The following is a 20,152-nucleotide window of genomic DNA, read 5'->3' on the forward strand; positions in this document are numbered from 1 at the left end:
GACACATGGTCACTCTGCTCATCGCCGCGCACGGTGTCGCTGAACAGGTACCGATGCGGGAGACCCTTGACGCCGACTTCGCCGCGCTGCCTGCCGTCATCGCCGATCCTCGGCTCGCTCGCGCCCTCGCCGAGCGCGGTTACCAACGCGGGGATGCAGCAAACCGCTTCGTACGCAGCCATCACGACAACCGCGGACCACGAAGGATGCGGTCGACCTCTGGCGCCTACTCCAAGCCGCTCATGCCGCAGGACTGACAGCGACAACCTGGCCGAACAGCGCTACCGGGCAGGCCGCCGCCAACATCCTTTACCGCTTCTTTGGGATTCCCGGCGCGACTGGCCTCAAGCAGGTGTCTGCGAGGTCGGCGGACCGGACACGAATGCAGGCCTTGGTAAAACGCGTTGTCGCCCGCCCTGAATGAGCCCGACCATCAGCCGAGCGCGTGGCGCGTAGCGGAGGTTTACGTGTGATGACCGATCGAGTCGACTGGAGCAAGCTTCGCGAGCGCCGGATGGCCGAGCCGGGGGCGGACGAGGCGTACGAGACTGCGCGGATCGCTTTCGAGCTCGGACAGACCGTACGCGAGTTGCGGGAGCGGAACGGTTGGAGCCAGACGCAACTGGCACGAGCGGCCGGCATGACCAGTCGGCGGTGGCCCGCTTCGAGGCTGGCGGCACCGTACCCACGCTGGTCGTTCTCGAACGGTTGGCCCGCGCGCTGCACATGCGCCTCAACGTCCGCTTCTCGCCGAGCGCCGACGCGGCCTGACGCCTCTCTTGCCGGCTGCCACAAGCCGCATTCACGATGCGGTGACCGCCCGCCGGCCCGCTGTCGACTACTCGGGGCGGTGGCAGACGGCCTCGACGTTGTTGCCGTCCGGGTCGCGGACGAACGCGCCGAAGTAGGTCGCGTGGTATTCGGGCCAGACCCGGGGCGCGTGCAGCACCTCCGCGCCAGCCGCGACCGCAACGTCGTAGAAGGCCTGCACCGCGGCCCGGTCGGGGGCGGTGAAGGCGATGTGCGCCTCCAGCGGCGCGGCCTCAGCGGGCCCAGGCACCAGCCAGAAGTCGGGGCGGTCGACGCCGTAGCCGATCGGGCCGGGCTGCATGATCCGGCGGCCGCCCAGCGGGGCGAGCACCGCGTCGTAGAAGGCGGCGCTGGTCGACAGGTCGCGCACCATGACGGAGAAGTGGTCGAGCATGTCGTCCCCCTGCGGTCGGTCGTGACCGGGCCAGGCTAGGAGGCGGCTACGACAATTCGGCGCGTCAGAATTTCTCGCCGCCGAGCAGCAGCGCCGGCCCGGCCGGCGTCTGTACGGGCATGAGCGAGCAACGCGAGCACGGGTGCGAGCCCGTCTGCGGGCACATTGGGCGGTGGTCAGGTGGACGTTGAAACCGAACGGGACTTCGTCTCCTTTGTCGAGGCCCGGTCGCATGTGCTGTTCCGCACGGCACTGGCCCTGACCGGAGACCGGCATCAGGCGGAAGACCTGCTTCAGACGGTCCTGGCCAAGGCCCTTCGGCGCTGGAAACACATTCATGGGTCGCCGGAGGCGTACCTGCGCAGCGCCATGTACCGCCAGCAGGTGAGCTGGTGGCGGCGGCCGGGGCACGGCCGCGAACTGACCACCGATCGGGTCCCGGACAACCGGGCGGCACCGGACCGCACCGCTCAGTTCGACCTGAGCATGGCGTTGCGGGACGCGCTGCGCCGGCTCGCGCCGAAGCAACGCGCAGTGCTTGTGCTGCGCTATTTCGAGGACGTTCCCGACGACGAGATCGCCCGCCTGCTCGGCTGCAAACCGGCGACGGTCCGCAGCCAGATCGCGCGGGCCCTCAGCCGGCTACGCGCCCTCTGCCCAGACCTCGACAGCCTTGCCGTAAAGGAGACACACGGATGACCACCGACTTGGACCGGGCACTACGCGACGCATTCGAACGGATCGGCGATGAACCTGCACCGGTCGGTGTCGCACCCGCCGTCGTGAGCAGGGTCCGTCGTCAGGGTCGAGTGCGGGTGGCTCTGAGCACCGGCGCTCTCGTGGCGCTCGTCGCCGTCGGAGCGCCGTTGGGGGTTCGGGCGGCGGGTGGGCAGAATGAACCGTTCAGCGCTGGCTCACCGGGCGGGCAGACCGTACAGCTCGGTGCCGGCTCACCGACCTGTTCGCAGGTCGTGACCGCCTACAGCTTCACCGGCCGGCAGCCGCCGCGGGACTCGCTGCTGCGCGACGATGCGACCGGCGAGTACGTCGAACTGCCGTACCACACCGTGGTCCCGTCTCCGGACGGATCCCGGGTGCTGGTCCGCCGGGGCGAGGACACGCCGGCCAGCCCGCTGCGCTGGGGAATCCTCGATCCGGCCAACCTGGATCACGTGCGGTGGATCGGCAGCTACGGCAGCGACGAGGGCAGTTGGTCGCCCGACGGCAAGGAGATCCTGTTCACCGTACGCGAGCGCCTGCACGATAAGGGCTTCGCGATCGTCGACGCGGTGACCCTGAAGGACACCTTCGTCAAGCTTAACTTCTATGCTGGCGGCAACACCGGCGCACAGGACTTCGTCTGGGCGCCCGGCGGCAACGAGGTCGCGCTCACGGTGTCGCAGAGCGCTGGCAGCGAGAGTCTGCCCGACCAGGTGACCGGGATCCGTTTCTACAACCGCTCCGGGAAGCTGACGCACACCATCCCGGCGACCGCCGCGCTTGGTTCGGCGCAGGCGTTCTCCCCCGACGGGAGCCGGATCGCCCTGCAGAACGTTGGCATCGACGCCCCTATCAGGATCGTCGCGACGGCCACCGGTGCCGCTCAGCAGACCATCCCGCTCTCCGGTGAGTTCATCGCCTGGGCCGACGATGAGCATCTCGTCCTTCGCTCCTGGCCTGATGACCGCAAGGGGTCGGAGATGCAGGTCGTTGACCTGGCCGGACGCGTTACCCAGGTCATACCTCTGCGCGCCGACGTCGTGAACGCAAGCCCCATCTTCGTCGCCTGCAAGTAGCCGACAGGGGTGGAGGCCGGTGCCGGTGCCGTGGTGGCGTCGGCACCGGCCTCGCGGTCATCATCACCCGGCGACACGTGGACCGCAGGTGCCGGCGAACGTCGGACCGGGCTGGTGTGATGGGCCGATGGGTGAGTCCGAGGTACGGCGCACCGTCGAGGCGGTGTGGCAGATGGAGGCCGGGCGGGTCGTGGCCGGCATCGCGGCGATCGTCCGCGATGTCGGCCAGGCCGAGGAGCTTGCCCAGGATGCCCTGGTCGCCGCCCTCCAACAGTGGCCGCGCGACGGGGTGCCGGCCAACCCCGGCGCGTGGCTGATGACCGTCGGCAAGCGCCGCGCCGTCGACAGCCTGCGCCGCAGGCAAACCCAGCAGCGTACGCTCGCCGAGCTCGGCCGGGACTTCGACGAGCAGGTCATCCCCGATTTCGACGCGGCCGTCGAGGATCGGATCGAGGATGACCTGCTGCGGCTGATCTTCGTGGCCTGCCACCCGGTGCTGTCGCCGATCGCCCGGGCGGCGCTGACCCTGCGGCTGGTCGGTGGCCTGACCTCAGGCGAGATCGCCCGCGCCTTCCTCACCTCCGAGTCGACCGTCGGGCAGCGGATCACCCGCGCCAAGCAGACCCTCGCCAGGGCCCGTGTGCCGTTCGAGGTGCCCGGCCCGGCCGAGCGCGCCGAGCGCCTCGACTCGGTGCTGGAGGTCGTCTACCTGATCTTCAATGAGGGGTACGCGGCCACCGCCGGCGACGACTGGATGCGGCCGGCCCTGTGTCAGGAGGCGTTGCGGCTGGCCCGGCTGCTGCAAGGGCTGATACTGGACGAGCCCGAGGTGCACGGGCTGGCCGCGCTGCTGGAGATCCAGGCGTCGCGTACGCATGCCCGCACCGGCCCCGACGGCGCGCCGATTCTGCTCAACGATCAGGACCGCAGTCGCTGGGACCAGATGCTCATCCGCCGGGGCCTCGCCGCGCTCGACCGGGCCCGCGCCGGTGGCCAGCCCGGCCCGTACGTTGTGCAGGCCGAGATCGCGGCGTGTCACGCGCGGGCGTATGCCCCGCAGGAGACCGACTGGGCGCGGATCGCGACCTGGTACGCGGAGCTGGCCCGGTTGGTGCCCTCACCGGTGGTGGAGCTGAATCGGGCGGTCGCCGTCGCCCAGGCCGACGGGCCGGCGGCCGGTCTGGTACTGGCCCGCGCGTTGGCGGATGATCCGGCGCTGGCCGCCTACCACCTGCTCCCCAGCGTGCTCGGTGACCTGCTCGCCCGGCTCGGTCGGCACGACGAGGCCCGGGCCGAGTTCGAGCGGGCGGCGTCGCTGACCGGCAACGCCCGCGAGCGGGCGCTGCTGCTGGACCGGGCGGCGGCCTGCAGGTCGTAAAAGATCTTGGAACGGGATGTCGGATCCGGGTCGACCCGGACGACGGGTCAGTGAAAGCTTCTTCCAGAAGGGATGTCATCGATGCGGTTCATGTTGATGCACAAGTTGGACGAGAACACTCCCGGCGCTTTCGACCCGAGCCCCGAGTTCATCGAGCAGATGGGCGGCTTCATCGAGGAGGTGGCCAAGTCCGGCGTGCTGCTCGCGGCCGAGGGGCTGTGCAAGAGCGGCAAGGAGGACGCGTCGCGGATCACCGTCAGCAACGGCAAGACCACCATCACCGACGGGCCGTTCACCGAGACCAAGGAACTCATCGCCGGGTTCGCGCTGCTTGACGTGCGGTCAAAGGAGGAGGCGGTGGAGTGGGGCAAGCGCTTCACCAAGCTCTTCGTCGACCACGGCATCGACGTCGAGGTCGACGTCCGCCGGATCTACGAGGGGCCCAGCGAGGCCTGAGCGCAGCGCGGTGGGGCGGGGCGGTGTCTGCCGCCCGCCCCGCCTAGTCGGGGGCCTCGTGTTGCTGTACGACCCGGTCGATGCGGCGGTCGGGTACGACCCACATGATCGCCACGGCGACGAAACACGCCAGGGCGAGCCCGACGCCGATGCGCCCGCTGCGGTCGATCAGCAGGGCGCTGAGGATCCCGGCGACGTAGAGCACCGGGGAGACCTTGCCCTTGATGTCGGCGCCGATGGCCTGCCGTAGCGGTGAGGCCGGTCCCTGCTGCCGGATGATCGTCGCTTGGAGCACGAAGTATGCGATGGCTGCGCTGAGCAGGTTCAGGCCATAGATGACGACCGGGGTCGGTCGAAACCTCGAGTCGTCGACCCAGGCCGTGGTCAGCGGGAACAGCGACAGGCAGAACAGCAGCCCCAGGTTCGCCCACAGCACACCGCCGCTGACCTGCCGTACCAGGTGGAACATGTGGTGGTGGTTGTTCCAGTAGATGCCGACGTAGACGAAGGTGAGCAGGTAGGTCAGCAGCCCGACGCCGGTCGTGTGGACGAGGTCGGTGAGGTCGTGACCGGTGGGGACCTTCAGCTCCAGCACCATGATCGTGATGATGATGGCGAGCACGCCGTCGCTGAACGCCTCCAGCCGGTTGGTCCGCACGCCACCATCCTTCCCCTGCGCCTAGGAACTTGATGACGTAAACGACTTGCCGCCGTGTTGGGGTCGCCGACGGTTGAATCGTTGACGACATCACGTTTGTAGGGAGCGTGAGAGGCATCCTGTCCCAGCGTGGCACCGGGTCCGAGAGTCGGGCCGGGCAGGGACGGGACCAAGGGTACGCCGGGGATATATACGCGAGGTATACACTCAGGGTATGGTGTCGGCATGAGCGTACCCATGACCCTGCTCGGCCTGCTCGAACGCGAGCCCAGCCACGGCTACGACCTGAAACGCGACTACGACCTGTTCTTCAACCGCGGCAAGCCGCTGCCGTTCGGCCAGGTCTACGCGACCCTCGGCCGGCTCACCCGCGACGGCAAGATCGTGGTCGGCGAGGTCGAGCCGGGCGTCGGCCCCGAACGCAAGCGCTACGTCATCACCGACCGAGGTGCGACCGAGTTCGAGTCGTGGCTGACCGAGCCGGTCGACGCCGAGCCCAACCTGCAGAGCGTGCTGTTCACCAAGGTCGTGCTGGCCCTCATGCTCGACCGCCCCGCCGAGGAATACCTCGACATGCAGCGCGCCACCCACCTGCGGCGGATGAAGGAGCTCACCGACCTGCGGCGCAGCGGCGACCTGGTCGACGTCATGCTGGCCGACCACGGCCTGTTCCACCTGGACGCCGACCTGCGCTGGATCGACACCACGATCGCCCGGCTGGACACCCTCCGGAAGGTGGTACGCAAGTGAAGGCGGTCGAGGCGCGCGACGTCATGCTCTCCTTCGGTGAGACGCCGGCGCTGCGGGGGGCCAGCGTCTCGGTGGCCCCGGGCGAGATCGTCGCCATCATGGGCCCCAGCGGCTCCGGGAAGTCCACCCTGCTGCACTGCCTGGCCGGGATCCTGGTCCCCGACGCGGGTGAGATCCACTTCGACGGCCGCCGGATCGACACGCTGAGCGAACACGAGCGCAGCATGCTGCGGCGCGACCAGTTCGGTTTCGTGTTCCAGTTCGGGCAGCTCGTGCCGGAGTTGACCGCCGAGGAGAATGTCGCGCTGCCGCTGCTGCTCGGCGGCGTCAAGCGCGCCGCCGCACTCAAACAGGCGCGGCCGTGGTTCGAGCGGCTCGGCCTGGCCGGGCTGGAGCACCGTCGCTCCGGCGAGCTCTCCGGCGGTCAGGCGCAACGGGTCGCGCTGGCCCGCGGCCTGGTCGCCCGGCCCGGGGCGCTCTTCGCCGACGAGCCGACCGGGGCGCTCGACTCGCTCACCGGCGAGCAGGTCATGGACCTGCTGGTCGCCTCGGCCCGCGAGGAGGGCACGACCGTCGTGCTGGTCACCCACGAGGCCCGCGTCGCCGCGTACGCCGACCGGCAGGTCATCGTCCGCGACGGCAAGGTGAACGCGCTGGTGCTCTCATGATCCGGTTCGGTCTGCGGCTGTCCCTGGCCGGCGGTCGGGAGGCCGCCGCCCGGCTCGTCATCATCGCCGCCGCGGTGGCGCTCGGCGTCGGCATGCTGCTGACCACGCTCGCCGGCATGAACGCGGTCGGCGCGCAGAACGAGCGGTACGGCTGGCTCAACACCGCCACCGTCCCGGCGGACTCCGCCGAGGCGTCGGCCGGCCAGCTGTGGTGGCTGCTGCGGGAGGACTACTACCACGGCCGGTCCATCGGCCGGCTGGACGTCGCGGTGGCGGGCCCGGACGCGCCCGTACCGCCGGGCATCGCGCACCTGCCCGGGCCGGGCGAATATTACGTCTCGCCCGCCCTCGGCGAGCTGTTGCGGGCCACCCCGGCCACGGAACTCGGCGACCGCTTCCCCGGCCACGAGGTCGGCACGATCGGCCCGGCGGCGCTGCCCTCGCCCGACTCGCTGCTGATCGTCGTCGGCCGCACCCCGGCGGACCTGGAGCCGCTCGGGGCCCGGAAGGTCCCCCAGATCAACACCCTCTCGCCGAGCCACTGCAAGAACGGCTGCCCCATCGGGATCAACCAGGCCGGTATGACGCTCGTGCTCTCCGTCGTCGCCGCCGCGCTGCTCTTCCCGGTGCTCATCTTCATCGGCACCGCGACCCGGTTGGCCGCCACCCGCCGGGAGCAGCGCTTCGCCGCGATGCGGCTGGTCGGCGCCACCCCACGGCAGATCTCCCTCATCTCGGCCGTGGAGTCGACCCTCGCCGCCATGGTGGGCACCGCCGTCGGGTTCGGCGTGTTCTTCGCCGCCCGGCCGGGGCTCGCCATCATCCCGTTCACCGGCGAACCGTTCTTCCCCGGCGACCTGTCGCTCACGATCGTCAACGTCCTGGCGGTCGCGTTCGGCGTGCCGCTCGGTGCTGTGGTGGCCTCCCGGTTGGCGCTGCGTCGGGTGCAGATCACGCCGCTGGGCGTGAGCCGACGGGTCACCCCGAAGCCGCCGCACGCCTGGCGGCTGGTCCCGCTGGTCGCCGGGCTCGCCGAGATGGCGTACTTCATCGGCCGGCGTCCGGCGACGGTCAACGGCCAGATCACCGCGTACCTCTCCGGGTTTGTGGTGATCATGATCGGGCTGGTGCTGGCCGGGCCGTGGCTGACCATGGTCGGTGCCCGGGTCCTGGCCGGGCGGGCGAGTCGACCCGCCACGCTCATCGCCGGGCGGCGGCTCGCGGACAACCCGCAGGCCGGCTTCCGGTCGGTCAGCGGGCTGATCGTGGCGCTCTTCGTGACCAGCGTGGCGACCGGCACGATCACCACCTTCGTCGCCAACCGTGGCGCGCCGCACGCCGACATGGTGGAGGCCACCTCGATGGCGAAGACGTTCTGGCCCGAGGACGGGCCCGCGCCGGCCGCCGACGAGATCCCCGCCGGGCTCCAGAGCATCCCCGGGGTACGCAGCGTGACCGTGGTCCACGCCAATCCAGTCGAACGCCCACCGGTCGAGGTTCGGCAGAAGCCGACGGATTCCGAATCCGCCGCCTATCGAGCGTGGGGGCCAGGCGTCATCACGTGCGCCGAGCTGGACCGTTTGGCCGTGTTCGGCAGCTGCCCCGCCGGCGCGCAGGTCGTGGCCGTGCCCGACGACCTCATCGGCATGCGGGCGTGGGATCTGACCAGTGACGCCTACGTCTGGGGTGCCGCCGACATGGCTCCCGAAGCGGTCGACCGGCAGCCGATCCGGTCGGTGGTCGTCAACACGACCAGCCGCTCCGCGTTCGAGCAGGCCCGGACGATGCTGATCAACGCGTTTCCGCAGGGGCGCTTCCCGGCGAGCGTCAGCGAGTGGAAGTCGAACTCCGCCCGGCAGATGAACCAGTTCCAACAGCTGGCCAATGTGATCATGCTGGCCAGCCTGCCGATCGCTGGCTGCAGCCTGGCCGTCAGCGTGGCCGGCGGGCTCAGCGACCGGAAACGACCGTTCAGCATGCTGCGCCTGACCGGGATGCAGCTGCGTACGCTGCGCGGGGTGGTCGCGTTGGAGACCGTCGTACCGTTGCTGCTCGTCGCGGCGGTGGCGATCGGGATGGGCTTTCTGGCCGCGCACCTGTTCCTGCGGGCGCAGCTCGGCTACACGCTGCTAGCGCCGGGCCGGTCGTTCTATCTCCTGGTCGCCGGCGGGCTGGCCGTGTCGCTGGGCATCGTCGCGCTGACGCTGCCGCTGCTGCGCCGGATCACGGGCCCGGAGACGGCCCGCAACGAGTAACCGCGACCGCACCCACCCTGGTATGGGGGCGCGGGTGATACCGGAGAGTGACGCGGGGCTGGGGGGTCTCCTCCTAGCCTCGCGTCCATGAGGAAGCTTGTGACGGGCTTCGGGGCCCTGCTCGGGCTGTATCTGATAGCTCGCGCCGCCGTCGAGCCGTTCGTGATCGACATGACCGATCCCGCCAGCTACCAGCGGGACTGGGGCGGCCCGAGTCTGGCCGGCGTTCTGGCCGTCCACTGCGGGCCGGGCCTGGTCTCCGCAGTGCTGATCGGGTGGGGGTTGCGTTCGTGGTGGCGGAGCCGGGCACCGCGCGGGAAGGGGTCTACCGTGGCGCGGTGACGGCTTACCCGAGGGGGACCTGGACGGCGACGTCGCGCTTCGGGTAGTAGGCCTCCACCTTGTTCGCGCCGTACTTGTCGCGGAACAGCTGCACGACGTGCCGGACCCGGTCGGAGTCGGTGATCGGCGTGGCGCTCGAGCTCAACGCCGTGCCGTTGGCGGCCAGCTGGATCATCGGCGTCTTCCGTACGTTCTTGTACCAGTGGCTGCTCGAGCCGGTCACCGGGACCAGGAAGACGCTGTCTTCCTCCTGCACGAACCACACCGGGTGCGAGATCTGCCGCCCGGTCTTGCGCCCGGTCGTGGTGAGCTCGACTTCGCTGACGCCCTCGAGAGCGTCCCTGATCGCGTTGGCCACGATGCCTCCCGACAGCTACCCGACGTGCTCTCACCTGCCAGGCTATGGAGCTTCGCGCCCGCCTGCCGCCGGTTCCAGGGGACTCGTCGGCTGATTTCCCAACGCTCCTTTTGTGCGCTACGCACACGTTTACGCTGAGAACGCGGGCCCTCAGAGTCCAGCCGTACGGCGAGCGGCGCCGGAGGCCGCGGACGAGCGAGTAACCCGAGGAGGCGGCGGTGGCAGAGTCGTACCCCCAACCGCCGCCCCCGGTGATGCGGCGGCGAGCGTGGCTGCGGATCTTCTGGATCGGCCTGGTGTTGTGGCTGGCCACCATCGTGATCATCTTCGCGACCGGCAACCCCAACCTGGTGCCGACCCTGGTGCTGGTGGGCAGCTTCCTGGTGCCGGTGACGTTCGTGGCGTGGGCCTTCGAGCGACGGGAAACCGGTGAACTCACCCCGGGCCTGATCCTCAACACGTTCATAGCCGGCGGTGTGGTCGGCGTGCTGGCCGCCTCGCTGCTCGAGTCTTACCTGCTGCGCAGTTCCTCGGCGCTGGTGTTCCTCGGCGTGGGGCTCATCGAGGAGGCCGTGAAGCTCGCGGTGCTGGCGTTCCTGACCCGGCACCTGCACCAGAAGGCGATACGCGACGGCGCCATCCTCGGCGCCTCCGTCGGGTTCGGCTTCGCGGCCTTCGAAACCGCCGGCTACGCCTTCACCTCGCTGTTCACCGCCCACGGGCTGTCGGTGAGTCAGCTGGTGGCGACCGAAGTGGTGCGCAGTGTGATCAGCCCGTTCGGGCATGGCCTGTGGACGGCGATCCTCGGCGGCGTGCTCTTCTCCTCCAGCACCCGGGAACACTTCACGATCACCGGGCGGCTCATCCTCGCCTACCTCGGCGTGTCCCTGCTGCACGCCTTCTGGGACGGCATGCGGGTGATCGCGCTGTACCTGACCCTGCTGTTCACCGGGGGAGTGGTGCGCCACGGCCGGATCGTGCACCCCACCGGCGGGCAGGTGCTGCTGGCCACCCTGCTGGAGTGGATAGGTCTCGCGATCGTGGCCCTCATCGGGCTGCTCTGGCTGCGGGCGGTGGTGCGGTCGGAGCGCCGCCGCCCGCCGCATCCACCCCCACCCGAGTCCGGGTGGCGGGTGCCGATTCGCCACCCGTGACCCCCGGGCGCGGACGCGGGGGCCGGCGGCCGGTAAGTTTGATATACGCGGATATCGTCCCCCATGCGCCGGATGCGCGACCACGCCCGCCGTGGTCGGTTCTGACGAGGTTGGGGTCATGGAAAGAGCAAAGCAAGATCAGCATCGGGTACCGCGACGGCGGGGGCGACGGCCCACACGCCCCGATCCGGAGTCGGGCCCGCTGGGCGCCTTCGCCGACCGGCTGTCGCGGTTGAAGCAGGAGGCCGGCGACCCCTCGTACGAGGAGATGTCGGTGCGCCTCGGCGCGGCCGCCTCGAAGTCGTCGCTGGCCGCGGCGGCCCAGGGCCGGAGCCTGCCCAGCTGGGAGACGACCTGGGAGTTCGTGCGAGTGCTCGCCGTCGACCGGTTGGGCCACGACCCGGTGGACACCGAGCGGGAGTGGCGGGAGCGCTGGCTGCAGGCCAGGGCCGCCGAGGAGCCGGCGGTCGCCGTGCCCGCACCACCCCGGCGGTACGACCGCCGGCAGCTCGGCATCGCCGGCGTGGCCGCGACCATGGCCGCTCTCAGCGGTGTGGGTGTCACCTTCGTCGTTCTCGATCGACGCAGGGGCGAGGGCGACGGCAGGGCGGCACCCGCGGTCGCCGCTGCAGCCGATCATGATGATTCTCGGTTCGAGGGCGACATCACCTATCCCGACGGGACGCTGGTGCCGCCGAACTCGTCGTTCACCAAGGTCTGGCGGATCCGCAACACGGGCACGGTGGTTTGGGCCAACCGCTCCCTGGCCCGGGTCAACGACACCCCGTGCCAGACGCCGGTGGCGGTCGCCATTCCGCAGACCAAGCCGGGCGAGACCGTGGACATCGCGGTGCCCGTCCACACCCCCAGCGAGCCCGGGAGCTGCAAAATCTTCTGGAAGATGGCCGACGAGGAGGGGCGGATGTTCTTCCCGCTCAAGCGTCCGATCTTCCTGGACGTACGGGTCGGCGGCTGAGGCGACGTGGCCCTGCCGGCGTATCGCACCGGCAGGGCCACGTCCCGAGCTTCTACTGGTCCGGATGGGTCAGCCGCAGTTGGTGCCGCGCTTGCCGCCCTCGGTGCCGCTGATCCGGCCCATCCAGTCCACGCACTTGCCCGCCGCCGACAGGTAGACCGGCCCGGCGTACGACGTGAAGTAGTCGCCCTGGTAGGCCGGCCAGTGGCTACCGACCGGGTTGATCCCCAGGCCCACCTCGATGAGCACGGCCGAGCCGACGGAGTCCCGCTTGGCGACCGCGCAGTTCTTGCCCGTGGCCGCGCTGTAGGTGAGGAAGACCGTCCCCTTGGAGCCGATCGAGGCGGAGTTCACCACGCTGTAGCCGGACCCGCACTCGCCCCCGTAGGTGGCCGCGTACGCCGGGGTCGCCGCTGTCAGCGCTCCCGCCACCGTGGTGGCGGCCAGGGCGACGGTTGCGGCGGTGGTCTTGACGAGCTTCATCGCACTATCCTCCGGTGCCTGGTGCGTGTTCGGGTCAGCCGCAGTTGGTGCCGTAGCGGGTCTGGGAGGCCGTCCCGATGGTGCCGCCCCAGTCGACGCACGAGCCGGCCGCCGAGACGTAGACCGGGCCCGCGTAGGTCGTGAAGCTGTCGCTTTCCTCGATCCACTTGGTGGTGCCGGACTTGCGGACGTACGCCTCCATCAGGGTGGCGGTGCCCGGCTTCTCCCGGATGGTGACGACGCAGTTCTTTCCGGTGGACGAGCTGTAGGTCAGGTACACCGTGCCACGGGAGTTGGGAAGGTCGATCAGGTTGACGATGTTGTAGCCGGAGCCGCACTGCCCGCCGTAGAGCGCGGCGGACGCGGGCGAGGCCGTGGCCACGACCCCCGCCGTCGCGGCAGCCGCCGTGAGTCCGAACGCGGCGATTTTCTTCGCAATACGCATGAAAGCGTCCCTTCTACTGTGGATTGCCGCGAATGACGCTGCCAGACGGCATCGGCCGACATCAAGTGATCTTCGTCCAGCGATGTTCCAATGGACTATTCGGAGAAATACTCCCCAGGTCAGCGGGCCGCCCAGCCCCAGCCTGATGTAGCCGGCGGCACTGATGGCGCTGGTGACCGGCGTGTCGGCCCTGACGGTCAGCGCGCCGGCGGCCCAGGCCGCCGGTTCCTGCTCGGGGTCCATCACCTACAGCGCGGTGCAGTCGTCAGGCCTCGGTGAGCTGGTCATCTACTACAACAGCGCCAACGGTGGCACCAACAGCGCGTGCTTCTACCACCGCGGCGCGGCGTACGGGCGATCCGCGCCCACGTTCGTGCAGATCTACCGCTGCGCGATGCCGAAGAACAAGGGGGCGCACTGCACCTCCGCGGGCACGCCGGACACGGACTCCGGCGACTTCAGCTACTACGCCGGCCCCGTCGCCGTCACTGGCGTGGCGAACTACTGCGTCGAGGCGGTCGGCTATGTCGGATGGGCCGGCGAACGTCACTGGATCTACAGCCGGCAGCAGGGCTGTTGAGCCGAGCGCACCGACCGTAGAGAACGTGCGGGGCCCGACGACCGAACGGGTCGGGCCCCGCACCTCGACGCCGCAGGCCAGGTCATGGCGTCCTGTCCTTCGGCCGGCGAGGGCCGAAGGACAGGAGTGCCAGGTCCCACGGGCAGGTGGTGTCAGCACCACCGCTTTCGGTGGCCTGATGGGCGGAGAATGACGCCGTGGACAGCTCCGTACGCGCGATCGCCTGGCGGCAGATCCGGCCCGGCGTGCTCGTCGCCGGGCAGGGCTTGGCCGTGGCCGCGCTCAGCCTCACCACCAACCTGGCGCTGTTCGTGCTGTCGGTGGTCTCCCTCGCGCTGATTCCCGCGCTCGGCATCGGGTTCGCGCTCTTCCCGGCGGTGACCGTGCTGGTGCGTGCGTCGCTGACCCTGCAACGCCGGCTGAGCCGGTCGTCCGGGGCACCGATCGGCTCCCCGTACGGGCCGACGCCCGCCGGCGCCCGCATCGGCACCTGGCGGCGGTTCCGGTGGGTGGTCACCGACGCGGCGACCTGGCGGGACTTTGCCTGGCTGGTCCCCGGCGCGATCACCGGCGCCGGGTGCCTGCTCGCGTTCGCCCTGCCTCTCTACGGCCTCGAAGGCATCCTGTTCGTGCCGCTGGTGCTCTATTTGACCGTTGACTGGTACGGCTACGGCGTGTTCTGGCCGATGGACAACCTTGTCAAGGCGTGGCTCGCCGCGCCGCAGGGCTGGCTGATCCTCGCCGCCGGGCTGGCCGTCGCACCCTGGCTGCTGTGGCTGCACTTCCGCTTCGCCGGCTTTTTCCTCGCCCCCACCCGCGCCCAGGAGCTGGCCCTGCGGGTCCGGCACCTGACTGCCAGCCGCGCCGACACCATCGACACGCAGGCCGCCGAGCTGCGCCGCATCGAACGCGACCTGCACGACGGGGCGCAGGCCCGGCTGGTCGCCCTGCGGATGAGCATCGGCCTGGCCGAACAGCTCCTCGCCGACGACCCGGCGGCCGCGCAGCGGCTGCTCAGCGAGGCACAGGAAACCAGCGGCCACGCCCTGGCCGAGCTCCGTCATCTCGTACGCGGGATCTATCCGCCGGTGCTCGCCGAACGCGGCCTCGACGGCGCGGTGCAGGCCCTCGCCCTGGCCGTACCGCTGCCCGTGGAGCTTGACGTGCGACTGGCCGGCAGCCCACCGGCGGCGGTCGAATCCGCGGCCTACTTCGCGGTGGCCGAGGCGCTGACCAACGTGACCAAGCACAGCGGCGCGAGCCGCGCCTGGATCCATGTTTCCTTTGCGGACGGCTCGCTGACCATGGTGGTCGGCGACGACGGTCGCGGCGGCGCCACCGTGGACGCGGGGACCGGCCTGGCGGGAGTACGCCGCCGGCTGGCCGCCTTCGATGGCACGATGACCGTGACGAGCCCGCCCGGCGGCCCCACCGTCGTGACGATGGAGCTGCCGTGCGAGTTGTCGTCGCCGAGGCCAGCTAGAGGGTGAGCGAGACGTTGAAGCCGTCTCGAACCAGCCCAGGCGTGGATACCCGAATCTGAGAAATCTCGCCGTACCACGGCAGTGGAGGGGGCGGCCCGGGCCACCGCCAGCGCCACCACCACAAGACGTCGTTACCGCACCAATCCGAGGAGAGTTCGCCCCCAGCGACCCCGACCGCGAGGGGGATTCCCGGACGCGCGACACCTGCCGGGGTGACCGCGGACGGCCCCTGCCATTGACCGTTGAGGTTGGCCACGACCCGGATCGCACCATCAGTCCCCGCGAACAACACGGCCAGGGCGTCGTCGGAAAGCCGCGCTGCGGCCAGGGACGCCCCGGACGGCACCAGCCCGGCCTGCGAGAACACTACCGGCACCCATGGGTCCGGCAGGGGCCCCGCCGAGATGGACGCACTCCAGAGGCTCCCGTCCCGCCCGGTAAAAAATACCTGTACGCGGGAACCAGTGGGAACCGCCGCCACGCCGCCGCCCGGCTGCGCCACGTTGGCGGGACTTTTCTGAACCGTCGTCCACGCACCGGAACTCGTCGACCAGGTCGAGTACAAGGCGCCGTTGCTCCCCACGAACACCACGCCGGGGGCAGACGTTGGCGACGTGACCGCCGCGACGATCCCACCCGACGGTGCGATACCCGACGCGGAGATCGGTTGTGGCCCACCACTCGGCCGAGCCGGCTGACGATAGGCGGCGCGGAACAGCGCGCCGCTACGCCCCACGAAGAATACGTACGCCGAGCCTCGATCACTCACCGCGCTCAGCGGAGCACCCGGAACTGCCACCCCGCTCGCTCCGTCCAGGGCGAGGGTGTAACCCGGACGGTTGTAGGTAGGTGTCGTCATCACCAGCCCGCCCTGCGTACCGATGGCGAAGGCGGACAGGCTGCCGTCGCTTTCTCTGAAAGTGGCCAGACCAGCACCCGGTGGGGCCATCACGTCGCTGATCACCGGCGCCCTGAACGACGAGTCGTAGAGGCGGCCATCATTGCCGATCACGTACCCGACCGGCTGGCTCTGCTGCGCCTCCGCTGCCTCAGCCGGTGGCGGCCCGAGTGGTGCGACCACAAGACCTATCCCGGCGCTCACCCCCACCGCAAGGCGCCGAAGTCTGCCCTGGGCTCTGCTCATGGAAACGCCCCCTTCGCAGCACTGTTGGTGGCAGCCTCCCTACCTTGCGTAGTCATTTTCTATTGTCAATGAATGATGGGAGTGATGTGCCAATTCCCGCGGCGTCACTTGACACCGGACGCGGGGATCGGCCGGGCGGGAGTACGCCGCCGGCTGGCAGCCTTCGATGGCACGATGACCGTGACGAGTCCGCCCGGCGGGCCCACCGTCGTGACCATGGAGCTGCCGTGCGAGTTGTCATCGCCGAAGACCTCGCCCTCCTCCGGGACGGGCTGACCCGCATCCTCGACGCGTACGGATTCACGGTGGTCGAGGCCGTCGCCGACGGGCCGTCCGTGCTGCCGGCCCTCACCCGGCACCGCCCCGACGTCGCCGTCCTCGACGTACGCCTGCCACCCACCTGCACCGACGAGGGCCTGCAGGCGGCCCTCGCGGCCCGGGTGGAGATCCCCGGGCTGCCGATCCTCGTGCTGTCCCAACACGTCGAGCAGCTGTACGCGCGGGAACTCCTCGCCGATCGGGCTGGGGGAGTCGGCTACCTGCTCAAGGACCGGGTGTCGAATGTCGGCCAGTTCATCGACGCGGTGCGGCGGGTGGCCGGCGGCGGGATGGTGATGGACCCGGAGGTGGTGTCCCAGCTGCTGGCCCGCAACGCCGGCCCGGATCGGTTGGGGGAGCTGACCGCCCGGGAGCGGGAGGTGCTGGGGCTGATGGCCGAGGGACGGTCGAACGCGGCGATCGCGGGACGGCTGTTCGTCACCGACAAGGCGGTCAGCAAGCACATCAACAACATCTTCAGCAAGCTGGGGCTGCCGCAGTCGGAGGACGACAACCGGCGGGTGCTGGCGGTGTTGGCGTACCTCAACGGGTGAAAGTCGGATGCAACCCGCGGAGCCGCACGTGACGTGACTATCTCGCACCGGGGGATAGGAGGCTCGAATGAGCGATCGCGACACGGCGTTCGCGGAATACTTCGCCGCGAGGTCGGACGCGATGCGGGGCACCGCGTACCTGCTCTGCGGCGACTGGCACCGGGCGGAAGACCTGGTCCAGACCGCTTTCACCAAGCTCTACCTGGCCTGGAACCGGGTCTCCCGACACGAGGTGCTCGACGCCTACGTACGGCGGATCCTGCTCCGGACCTTCCTGGACGAGCGGCGGCGGGGCTGGTGGCGGCGCGAACGGGTGGGCGGCGACGACGCCGAGCAACCCGCACCGCCGGAGTCGCCGGAGAACCGGTTGGTGATGCTCCAGGCGCTCGCCACCCTGGCGCCACGCCAGCGGGCGGTGCTGGTGCTCCGCTACTGGGAGGACCTGTCCGTCGAGGAGACCGCAACGCTGCTGGGCTGCACGCCCGGCACGGTGAAGAGCCAGGCGTTCCGTGGCCTCGAGAACCTGCGCGGCCTGCTACAGACCACCTACAGCACGACCGGGAAGGGAGAACGATGAACGGGGAAGAGCTGCGCGAGGCGCTCCGCCACGAGATGACGGCCATCGTCCCGCCGCCACCGCTGGACACGGCCGCCGCGCTCCGCGCCGCCCGGCGCGTCCGCGCGCGCCGGCGTACCGGATGGGCCTGCGCCGGGTCCGCGGCCGCGGTGCTGGCGGTCGCCGGCTTCACCGCGGTCGGCACCACGGGGGCCGGCGTCCCGGGCGCCGGTACGGCGGGGGCCGGCACCCTGGGCGCCGGTGCCGGCGGCGCGAGTCCGATGGCCACCGGGACGACGCCCCTGCCGAGCCCGTCCGACACGGGCACCGCCGAACCGTGGCCGACGGGAACCGACGGCCTCCCGCAGCAGGACCGGACGGCGCGCGCCGGCACCCGATACGACCAGGGGGTACGGCTGCTCGACGAGCTCATCGCCGTGGTGCCGGCCGGGCACGCCGTGCCGGAGAACAAGCCGAACCAGTCCCCGGGTGACGATCCGCCGCGCTACCACCAGGCCCAGTTCGAGGACAAGGTGAAGGGCGTCGAGCTGTGGAGCTACATGGCCTTGGCCGCCGTCGCGAAGGGAGACCGGACCGGACGGGTCGCCGTCGAGGTCTACACCCCCGGCAACAAGTTCCCGACCGATCCGTGCGCGCTGACCAAGCGGTTCTGGGGCATGGGGGGCCAGTGCCAGGTGGTGATCGTCGGCGACGCGAAGGTCGGGGTGGTCGTCGGCCCCACCACCGACCGGCGCTTCGACCAGTGGGCGTCCTACCGGCACCCGGACGGGACGATCACCTTCGTCGCCCAGGGCCGGTCCTACGACGGCTCCAAGCACGGGCTGAAGGAACTGCCGTTCACCGTGCCGCAACTGGCGGCCCTCGCCGTGGACGAGCGGTTCAACCTCCAGTGACCGGGTAACAGCACTGCTGTCCGTCGTGTGGGTTTCCTCGTCGGGCGGCCACCATCCTGGTGACGCCCGGTGAGGAACCCAACGAGTTACTGGCGAGCCGGCGTAGCCGGCCGAGGGTGAGCGAACATTTGACTGCACCGGCTCTTCACTCAAGTTCGGCCAACGAGAACAACCTTGACGCGCGCAATCGAATGCTGACGCGAACAATTCCACGCCCCCGCGGAGGGAGAAGCCTCGATCCGTTAACCGGGCCCGGCCGAACGGCCCTGACGCTCCCGTCGCTGACGGGCCTGCGGTGGATGGCAGCGCTGCTCGTTTTCGGGGTGCACCTGCACCTCATCGCATACTTCGCCGACGGCATCCTGGCTCGCAGCCTGAAGTTCGTCTTCGAGGCCGGCACCACGGGAGTGTCATTCTTCTTCATCCTCTCTGGCTTCGTGCTCATGTGGGCGACTTCGAAGACAGGCGGATCCCGATGGGCCACCTTCTGGTGGCGTCGGTTCGCCCGGGTGTATCCGGCACACCTCGCGACCGCGCTGGTGGTGCTGCTGCTCCTTGCGGTGTGGCAACCTGACAGCTTGCCGTCGGTCGTTGCCGCTGCGGCGAATCTGCTGCTCGTGCACGCGTGGTCGCCCGACCATGCCTTCTACCAAAGCCTCAACACGGTGAGCTGGAGCCTGGCGTGCGAGGCCTTCTTCTACGCAGTCTTTCCCCTGCTGGCGGCTGGGCTGACCCGGAGTGGCCGGCGCACCGCCTGCCTCGTCGCCGGTGGATCCGTCGCCACCCTGTGGGTCGCACCGCTCGTGGCGTTCTGGGTGGCTTCGCCCGGCTGGGTAGTCTGGTTCTTTCACTGGACCCCGCCTGGTCGCCTGCCCGAGTTCGTGCTGGGCATGGCCCTGGCCAGGTTGGTGGCGCTCGACGCCTGGCCGCGACGCCTGGACAGACTGATCACATACCCGGTCGCCTCCACAATGCTGGTGGCCGGATACCTCGCCGCCTCGCACGTGCCAAGCCCATACAAATACACCGCATGCACAGCGGTCGGCTTCGGACTGCTCATCGTCGCCGCGGCCCGCGCCGACCTGCGCGGCGCGCCGTCGCTGTGGCGCCGGCCACCGGTCGTGCGACTCGGGGAACTGTCGTACGCGTTTTATCTGGTGCACCTGATTGTGGTCTTCGTGCTCGCGTTGGTGGTCGGAAAACACCCCCAGCTAGACACCGGTCCGGGCATCCTCCTCACGACGGTCACCCTCCTGTTGTCGCTCGCATCGGCCTGGGTGCTGCACGAGTTGGTGGAGCGGCCGGCCCGGACATTGCTGTTGGGGCTGCCGACTATTCCGAGGCGGCTGCCGGAGGTGCCTCGACAGAGGACGCGCTGACCCAGCGGTTCGGCCAGTGTGAGGTGGTGACCGCCGGCGACACGGAGGTCGGGGTGGTCGTCCGTCCCGTCATCGGCGGGCGCTTCGACCAGTGGGCGTCCTACCGGCACCCGGATGGGACGGTTACCTTCGTCCTCCAGTGATCGGTTGACGCTGTCCGTCGTACGGGGTCTCTTCGTCGGGCGGCCGCCAGAGGGTTCAGCCCTGGTGGTGCCCGGCGAGGAACCCGCGTGCCTGAAATTCGATCTTGTTAGCAGCGCGGAGTGGGAGCGTTTAAACGTTCTTGCATTCACGTACTAC

General features: G+C 69.9%; 24 protein-coding genes and 2 pseudogenes. 20 read left to right on the forward strand and 6 right to left on the reverse strand.

Annotation, left to right across the window (positions count from 1 at the left end):
* Positions 1-5 precede the first annotated feature (5 nt).
* The 3 genes and pseudogenes from ABZ671_RS04465 to ABZ671_RS04475 all read left to right on the forward strand — a co-directional run bounded on the left by ABZ671_RS04465 (position 6) and on the right by ABZ671_RS04475 (position 771).
* Complete coding sequence (locus ABZ671_RS04465) at positions 6-257, forward strand: hypothetical protein (RefSeq protein WP_357851089.1); 252 nt, start codon at positions 6-8, stop codon at positions 255-257.
* 257 nt (positions 258-514) lie between these two features.
* Positions 515-616, forward strand: a pseudogene (locus ABZ671_RS04470) (XRE family transcriptional regulator); the annotation flags it as partial.
* The gene (locus ABZ671_RS04475; protein ID WP_357851092.1) at positions 607-771 is read left to right on the forward strand and encodes a helix-turn-helix transcriptional regulator; all 165 of its coding nucleotides are present in this window, start codon (positions 607-609) and stop codon (positions 769-771) included. The pseudogene ABZ671_RS04470 and the gene ABZ671_RS04475, both read left to right, overlap by 10 nt.
* Before the next feature lie 67 nt (positions 772-838).
* Here the strand turns inward: ABZ671_RS04475 and ABZ671_RS04480 are convergent, their stop codons facing one another.
* The gene (locus ABZ671_RS04480; RefSeq protein ID WP_357851095.1) at positions 839-1,204 is read right to left on the reverse strand and encodes a VOC family protein; all 366 of its coding nucleotides are present in this window, start codon (positions 1,202-1,204) and stop codon (positions 839-841) included.
* A gap of 180 nt (positions 1,205-1,384) precedes the next feature.
* Between ABZ671_RS04480 and ABZ671_RS04485 the strand changes: the two genes are divergently transcribed.
* From ABZ671_RS04485 to ABZ671_RS04500, 4 genes are all read left to right on the forward strand, one after another.
* On the forward strand, positions 1,385-1,903 hold the full coding sequence (locus ABZ671_RS04485; protein WP_357851098.1) for a SigE family RNA polymerase sigma factor: 519 nt from the start codon (positions 1,385-1,387) through the stop codon (positions 1,901-1,903).
* Positions 1,900-3,000: a hypothetical protein gene (locus ABZ671_RS04490; RefSeq protein ID WP_357851100.1), complete on the forward strand. Its 1,101-nt coding sequence runs from the start codon at positions 1,900-1,902 to the stop codon at positions 2,998-3,000. Before ABZ671_RS04485 ends, ABZ671_RS04490 begins: the two co-directional genes overlap by 4 nt.
* Positions 3,001-3,127: 127 nt before the next feature.
* The gene (locus tag ABZ671_RS04495) at positions 3,128-4,378 is read left to right on the forward strand and encodes an RNA polymerase sigma factor (RefSeq protein ID WP_357851103.1); all 1,251 of its coding nucleotides are present in this window, start codon (positions 3,128-3,130) and stop codon (positions 4,376-4,378) included.
* A gap of 81 nt (positions 4,379-4,459) precedes the next feature.
* Complete coding sequence (locus ABZ671_RS04500) at positions 4,460-4,834, forward strand: YciI family protein (RefSeq protein ID WP_357851106.1); 375 nt, start codon at positions 4,460-4,462, stop codon at positions 4,832-4,834.
* A 43-nt stretch (positions 4,835-4,877) separates the two neighbouring features.
* Here ABZ671_RS04500 and ABZ671_RS04505 read toward each other — a convergent pair whose 3' ends face one another.
* The gene (locus tag ABZ671_RS04505) at positions 4,878-5,492 is read right to left on the reverse strand and encodes a TMEM175 family protein (RefSeq protein ID WP_357851109.1); all 615 of its coding nucleotides are present in this window, start codon (positions 5,490-5,492) and stop codon (positions 4,878-4,880) included.
* A gap of 225 nt (positions 5,493-5,717) precedes the next feature.
* Here ABZ671_RS04505 and ABZ671_RS04510 point away from each other — a divergent pair, with 225 nt between their 5' ends.
* From ABZ671_RS04510 to ABZ671_RS04525, 4 genes are all read left to right on the forward strand, one after another.
* Positions 5,718-6,242, forward strand: coding sequence for a PadR family transcriptional regulator (locus ABZ671_RS04510; protein ID WP_357851111.1), 525 nt, complete (start codon positions 5,718-5,720; stop codon positions 6,240-6,242).
* A gap of 23 nt (positions 6,243-6,265) precedes the next feature.
* Entirely contained in the window at positions 6,266-6,910 is a 645-nt protein-coding gene (locus ABZ671_RS04515) for an ABC transporter ATP-binding protein (RefSeq protein ID WP_357851713.1), read from the forward strand.
* On the forward strand, positions 6,907-9,165 hold the full coding sequence (locus tag ABZ671_RS04520; protein WP_357851114.1) for an FtsX-like permease family protein: 2,259 nt from the start codon (positions 6,907-6,909) through the stop codon (positions 9,163-9,165). The genes ABZ671_RS04515 and ABZ671_RS04520 overlap by 4 nt, the downstream gene beginning before the upstream one ends.
* An 87-nt stretch (positions 9,166-9,252) precedes the next feature.
* A complete protein-coding gene (locus ABZ671_RS04525; RefSeq protein ID WP_357851117.1) occupies positions 9,253-9,507 on the forward strand; it encodes a hypothetical protein in 255 nt (84 codons plus the stop codon).
* Positions 9,508-9,511: 4 nt separating this feature from the next.
* On the opposite strand, the gene ABZ671_RS04530 is transcribed toward ABZ671_RS04525, so the two are convergent.
* Positions 9,512-9,865 carry a nitroreductase/quinone reductase family protein gene (locus ABZ671_RS04530; RefSeq protein ID WP_357851120.1) on the reverse strand — a complete coding sequence of 118 codons (354 nt, stop codon included), beginning with the start codon at positions 9,863-9,865 and terminating at the stop codon, positions 9,512-9,514.
* Between the two features lie 218 nt (positions 9,866-10,083).
* Here ABZ671_RS04530 and ABZ671_RS04535 point away from each other — a divergent pair, with 218 nt between their 5' ends.
* Together ABZ671_RS04535 and ABZ671_RS04540 are read left to right on the forward strand one after the other, a co-directional pair.
* Complete coding sequence (locus tag ABZ671_RS04535) at positions 10,084-11,019, forward strand: PrsW family glutamic-type intramembrane protease (protein ID WP_357851123.1); 936 nt, start codon at positions 10,084-10,086, stop codon at positions 11,017-11,019.
* Positions 11,020-11,251: 232 nt separating this feature from the next.
* Positions 11,252-11,995, forward strand: a complete 744-nt coding sequence (locus tag ABZ671_RS04540) for an NBR1-Ig-like domain-containing protein (RefSeq protein WP_357851126.1) — start codon at positions 11,252-11,254, stop codon at positions 11,993-11,995.
* A gap of 69 nt (positions 11,996-12,064) precedes the next feature.
* Here ABZ671_RS04540 and ABZ671_RS04545 read toward each other — a convergent pair whose 3' ends face one another.
* A complete protein-coding gene (locus tag ABZ671_RS04545; RefSeq protein ID WP_357851129.1) occupies positions 12,065-12,478 on the reverse strand; it encodes a hypothetical protein in 414 nt (137 codons plus the stop codon).
* A gap of 34 nt (positions 12,479-12,512) precedes the next feature.
* Positions 12,513-12,923, reverse strand: coding sequence for a spore-associated protein A (locus ABZ671_RS04550; RefSeq protein ID WP_357851132.1), 411 nt, complete (start codon positions 12,921-12,923; stop codon positions 12,513-12,515).
* Between the two features lie 163 nt (positions 12,924-13,086).
* Between ABZ671_RS04550 and ABZ671_RS04555 the strand changes: the two genes are divergently transcribed.
* Both ABZ671_RS04555 and ABZ671_RS04560 read left to right on the forward strand, forming a co-directional pair.
* The gene (locus tag ABZ671_RS04555) at positions 13,087-13,503 is read left to right on the forward strand and encodes a hypothetical protein (protein WP_357851135.1); all 417 of its coding nucleotides are present in this window, start codon (positions 13,087-13,089) and stop codon (positions 13,501-13,503) included.
* Between the two features lie 197 nt (positions 13,504-13,700).
* The gene (locus tag ABZ671_RS04560) at positions 13,701-14,993 is read left to right on the forward strand and encodes a histidine kinase (protein ID WP_357851138.1); all 1,293 of its coding nucleotides are present in this window, start codon (positions 13,701-13,703) and stop codon (positions 14,991-14,993) included.
* On the opposite strand, the gene ABZ671_RS04565 is transcribed toward ABZ671_RS04560, so the two are convergent.
* On the reverse strand, positions 14,983-16,068 hold the full coding sequence (locus tag ABZ671_RS04565) for a hypothetical protein (RefSeq protein ID WP_357851141.1): 1,086 nt from the start codon (positions 16,066-16,068) through the stop codon (positions 14,983-14,985). The genes ABZ671_RS04560 and ABZ671_RS04565 overlap by 11 nt on opposite strands.
* Before the next feature lie 201 nt (positions 16,069-16,269).
* On the opposite strand from ABZ671_RS04565, the pseudogene ABZ671_RS04570 reads away from it, so the two are divergent.
* The 5 genes and pseudogenes from ABZ671_RS04570 to ABZ671_RS04590 form a co-directional block, all read left to right on the forward strand.
* Positions 16,270-16,407, forward strand: a pseudogene (locus tag ABZ671_RS04570) (sensor histidine kinase); the annotation flags it as partial.
* Positions 16,359-17,003, forward strand: coding sequence for a response regulator transcription factor (locus tag ABZ671_RS04575; protein WP_357851144.1), 645 nt, complete (start codon positions 16,359-16,361; stop codon positions 17,001-17,003). The pseudogene ABZ671_RS04570 and the gene ABZ671_RS04575, both read left to right, overlap by 49 nt.
* 67 nt (positions 17,004-17,070) lie before the next feature.
* Entirely contained in the window at positions 17,071-17,580 is a 510-nt protein-coding gene (locus ABZ671_RS04580) for a SigE family RNA polymerase sigma factor (RefSeq protein WP_357851147.1), read from the forward strand.
* On the forward strand, positions 17,577-18,473 hold the full coding sequence (locus tag ABZ671_RS04585) for a hypothetical protein (protein WP_357851150.1): 897 nt from the start codon (positions 17,577-17,579) through the stop codon (positions 18,471-18,473). The genes ABZ671_RS04580 and ABZ671_RS04585 overlap by 4 nt, the downstream gene beginning before the upstream one ends.
* A gap of 191 nt (positions 18,474-18,664) precedes the next feature.
* Positions 18,665-19,852 carry an acyltransferase gene (locus ABZ671_RS04590; RefSeq protein ID WP_357851716.1) on the forward strand — a complete coding sequence of 396 codons (1,188 nt, stop codon included), beginning with the start codon at positions 18,665-18,667 and terminating at the stop codon, positions 19,850-19,852.
* Positions 19,853-20,152 lie beyond the last annotated feature (300 nt).

This window comes from Micromonospora sp. NPDC006766, from assembly GCF_040636055.1.
Lineage (GTDB): Bacteria > Actinomycetota > Actinomycetes > Mycobacteriales > Micromonosporaceae > Micromonospora.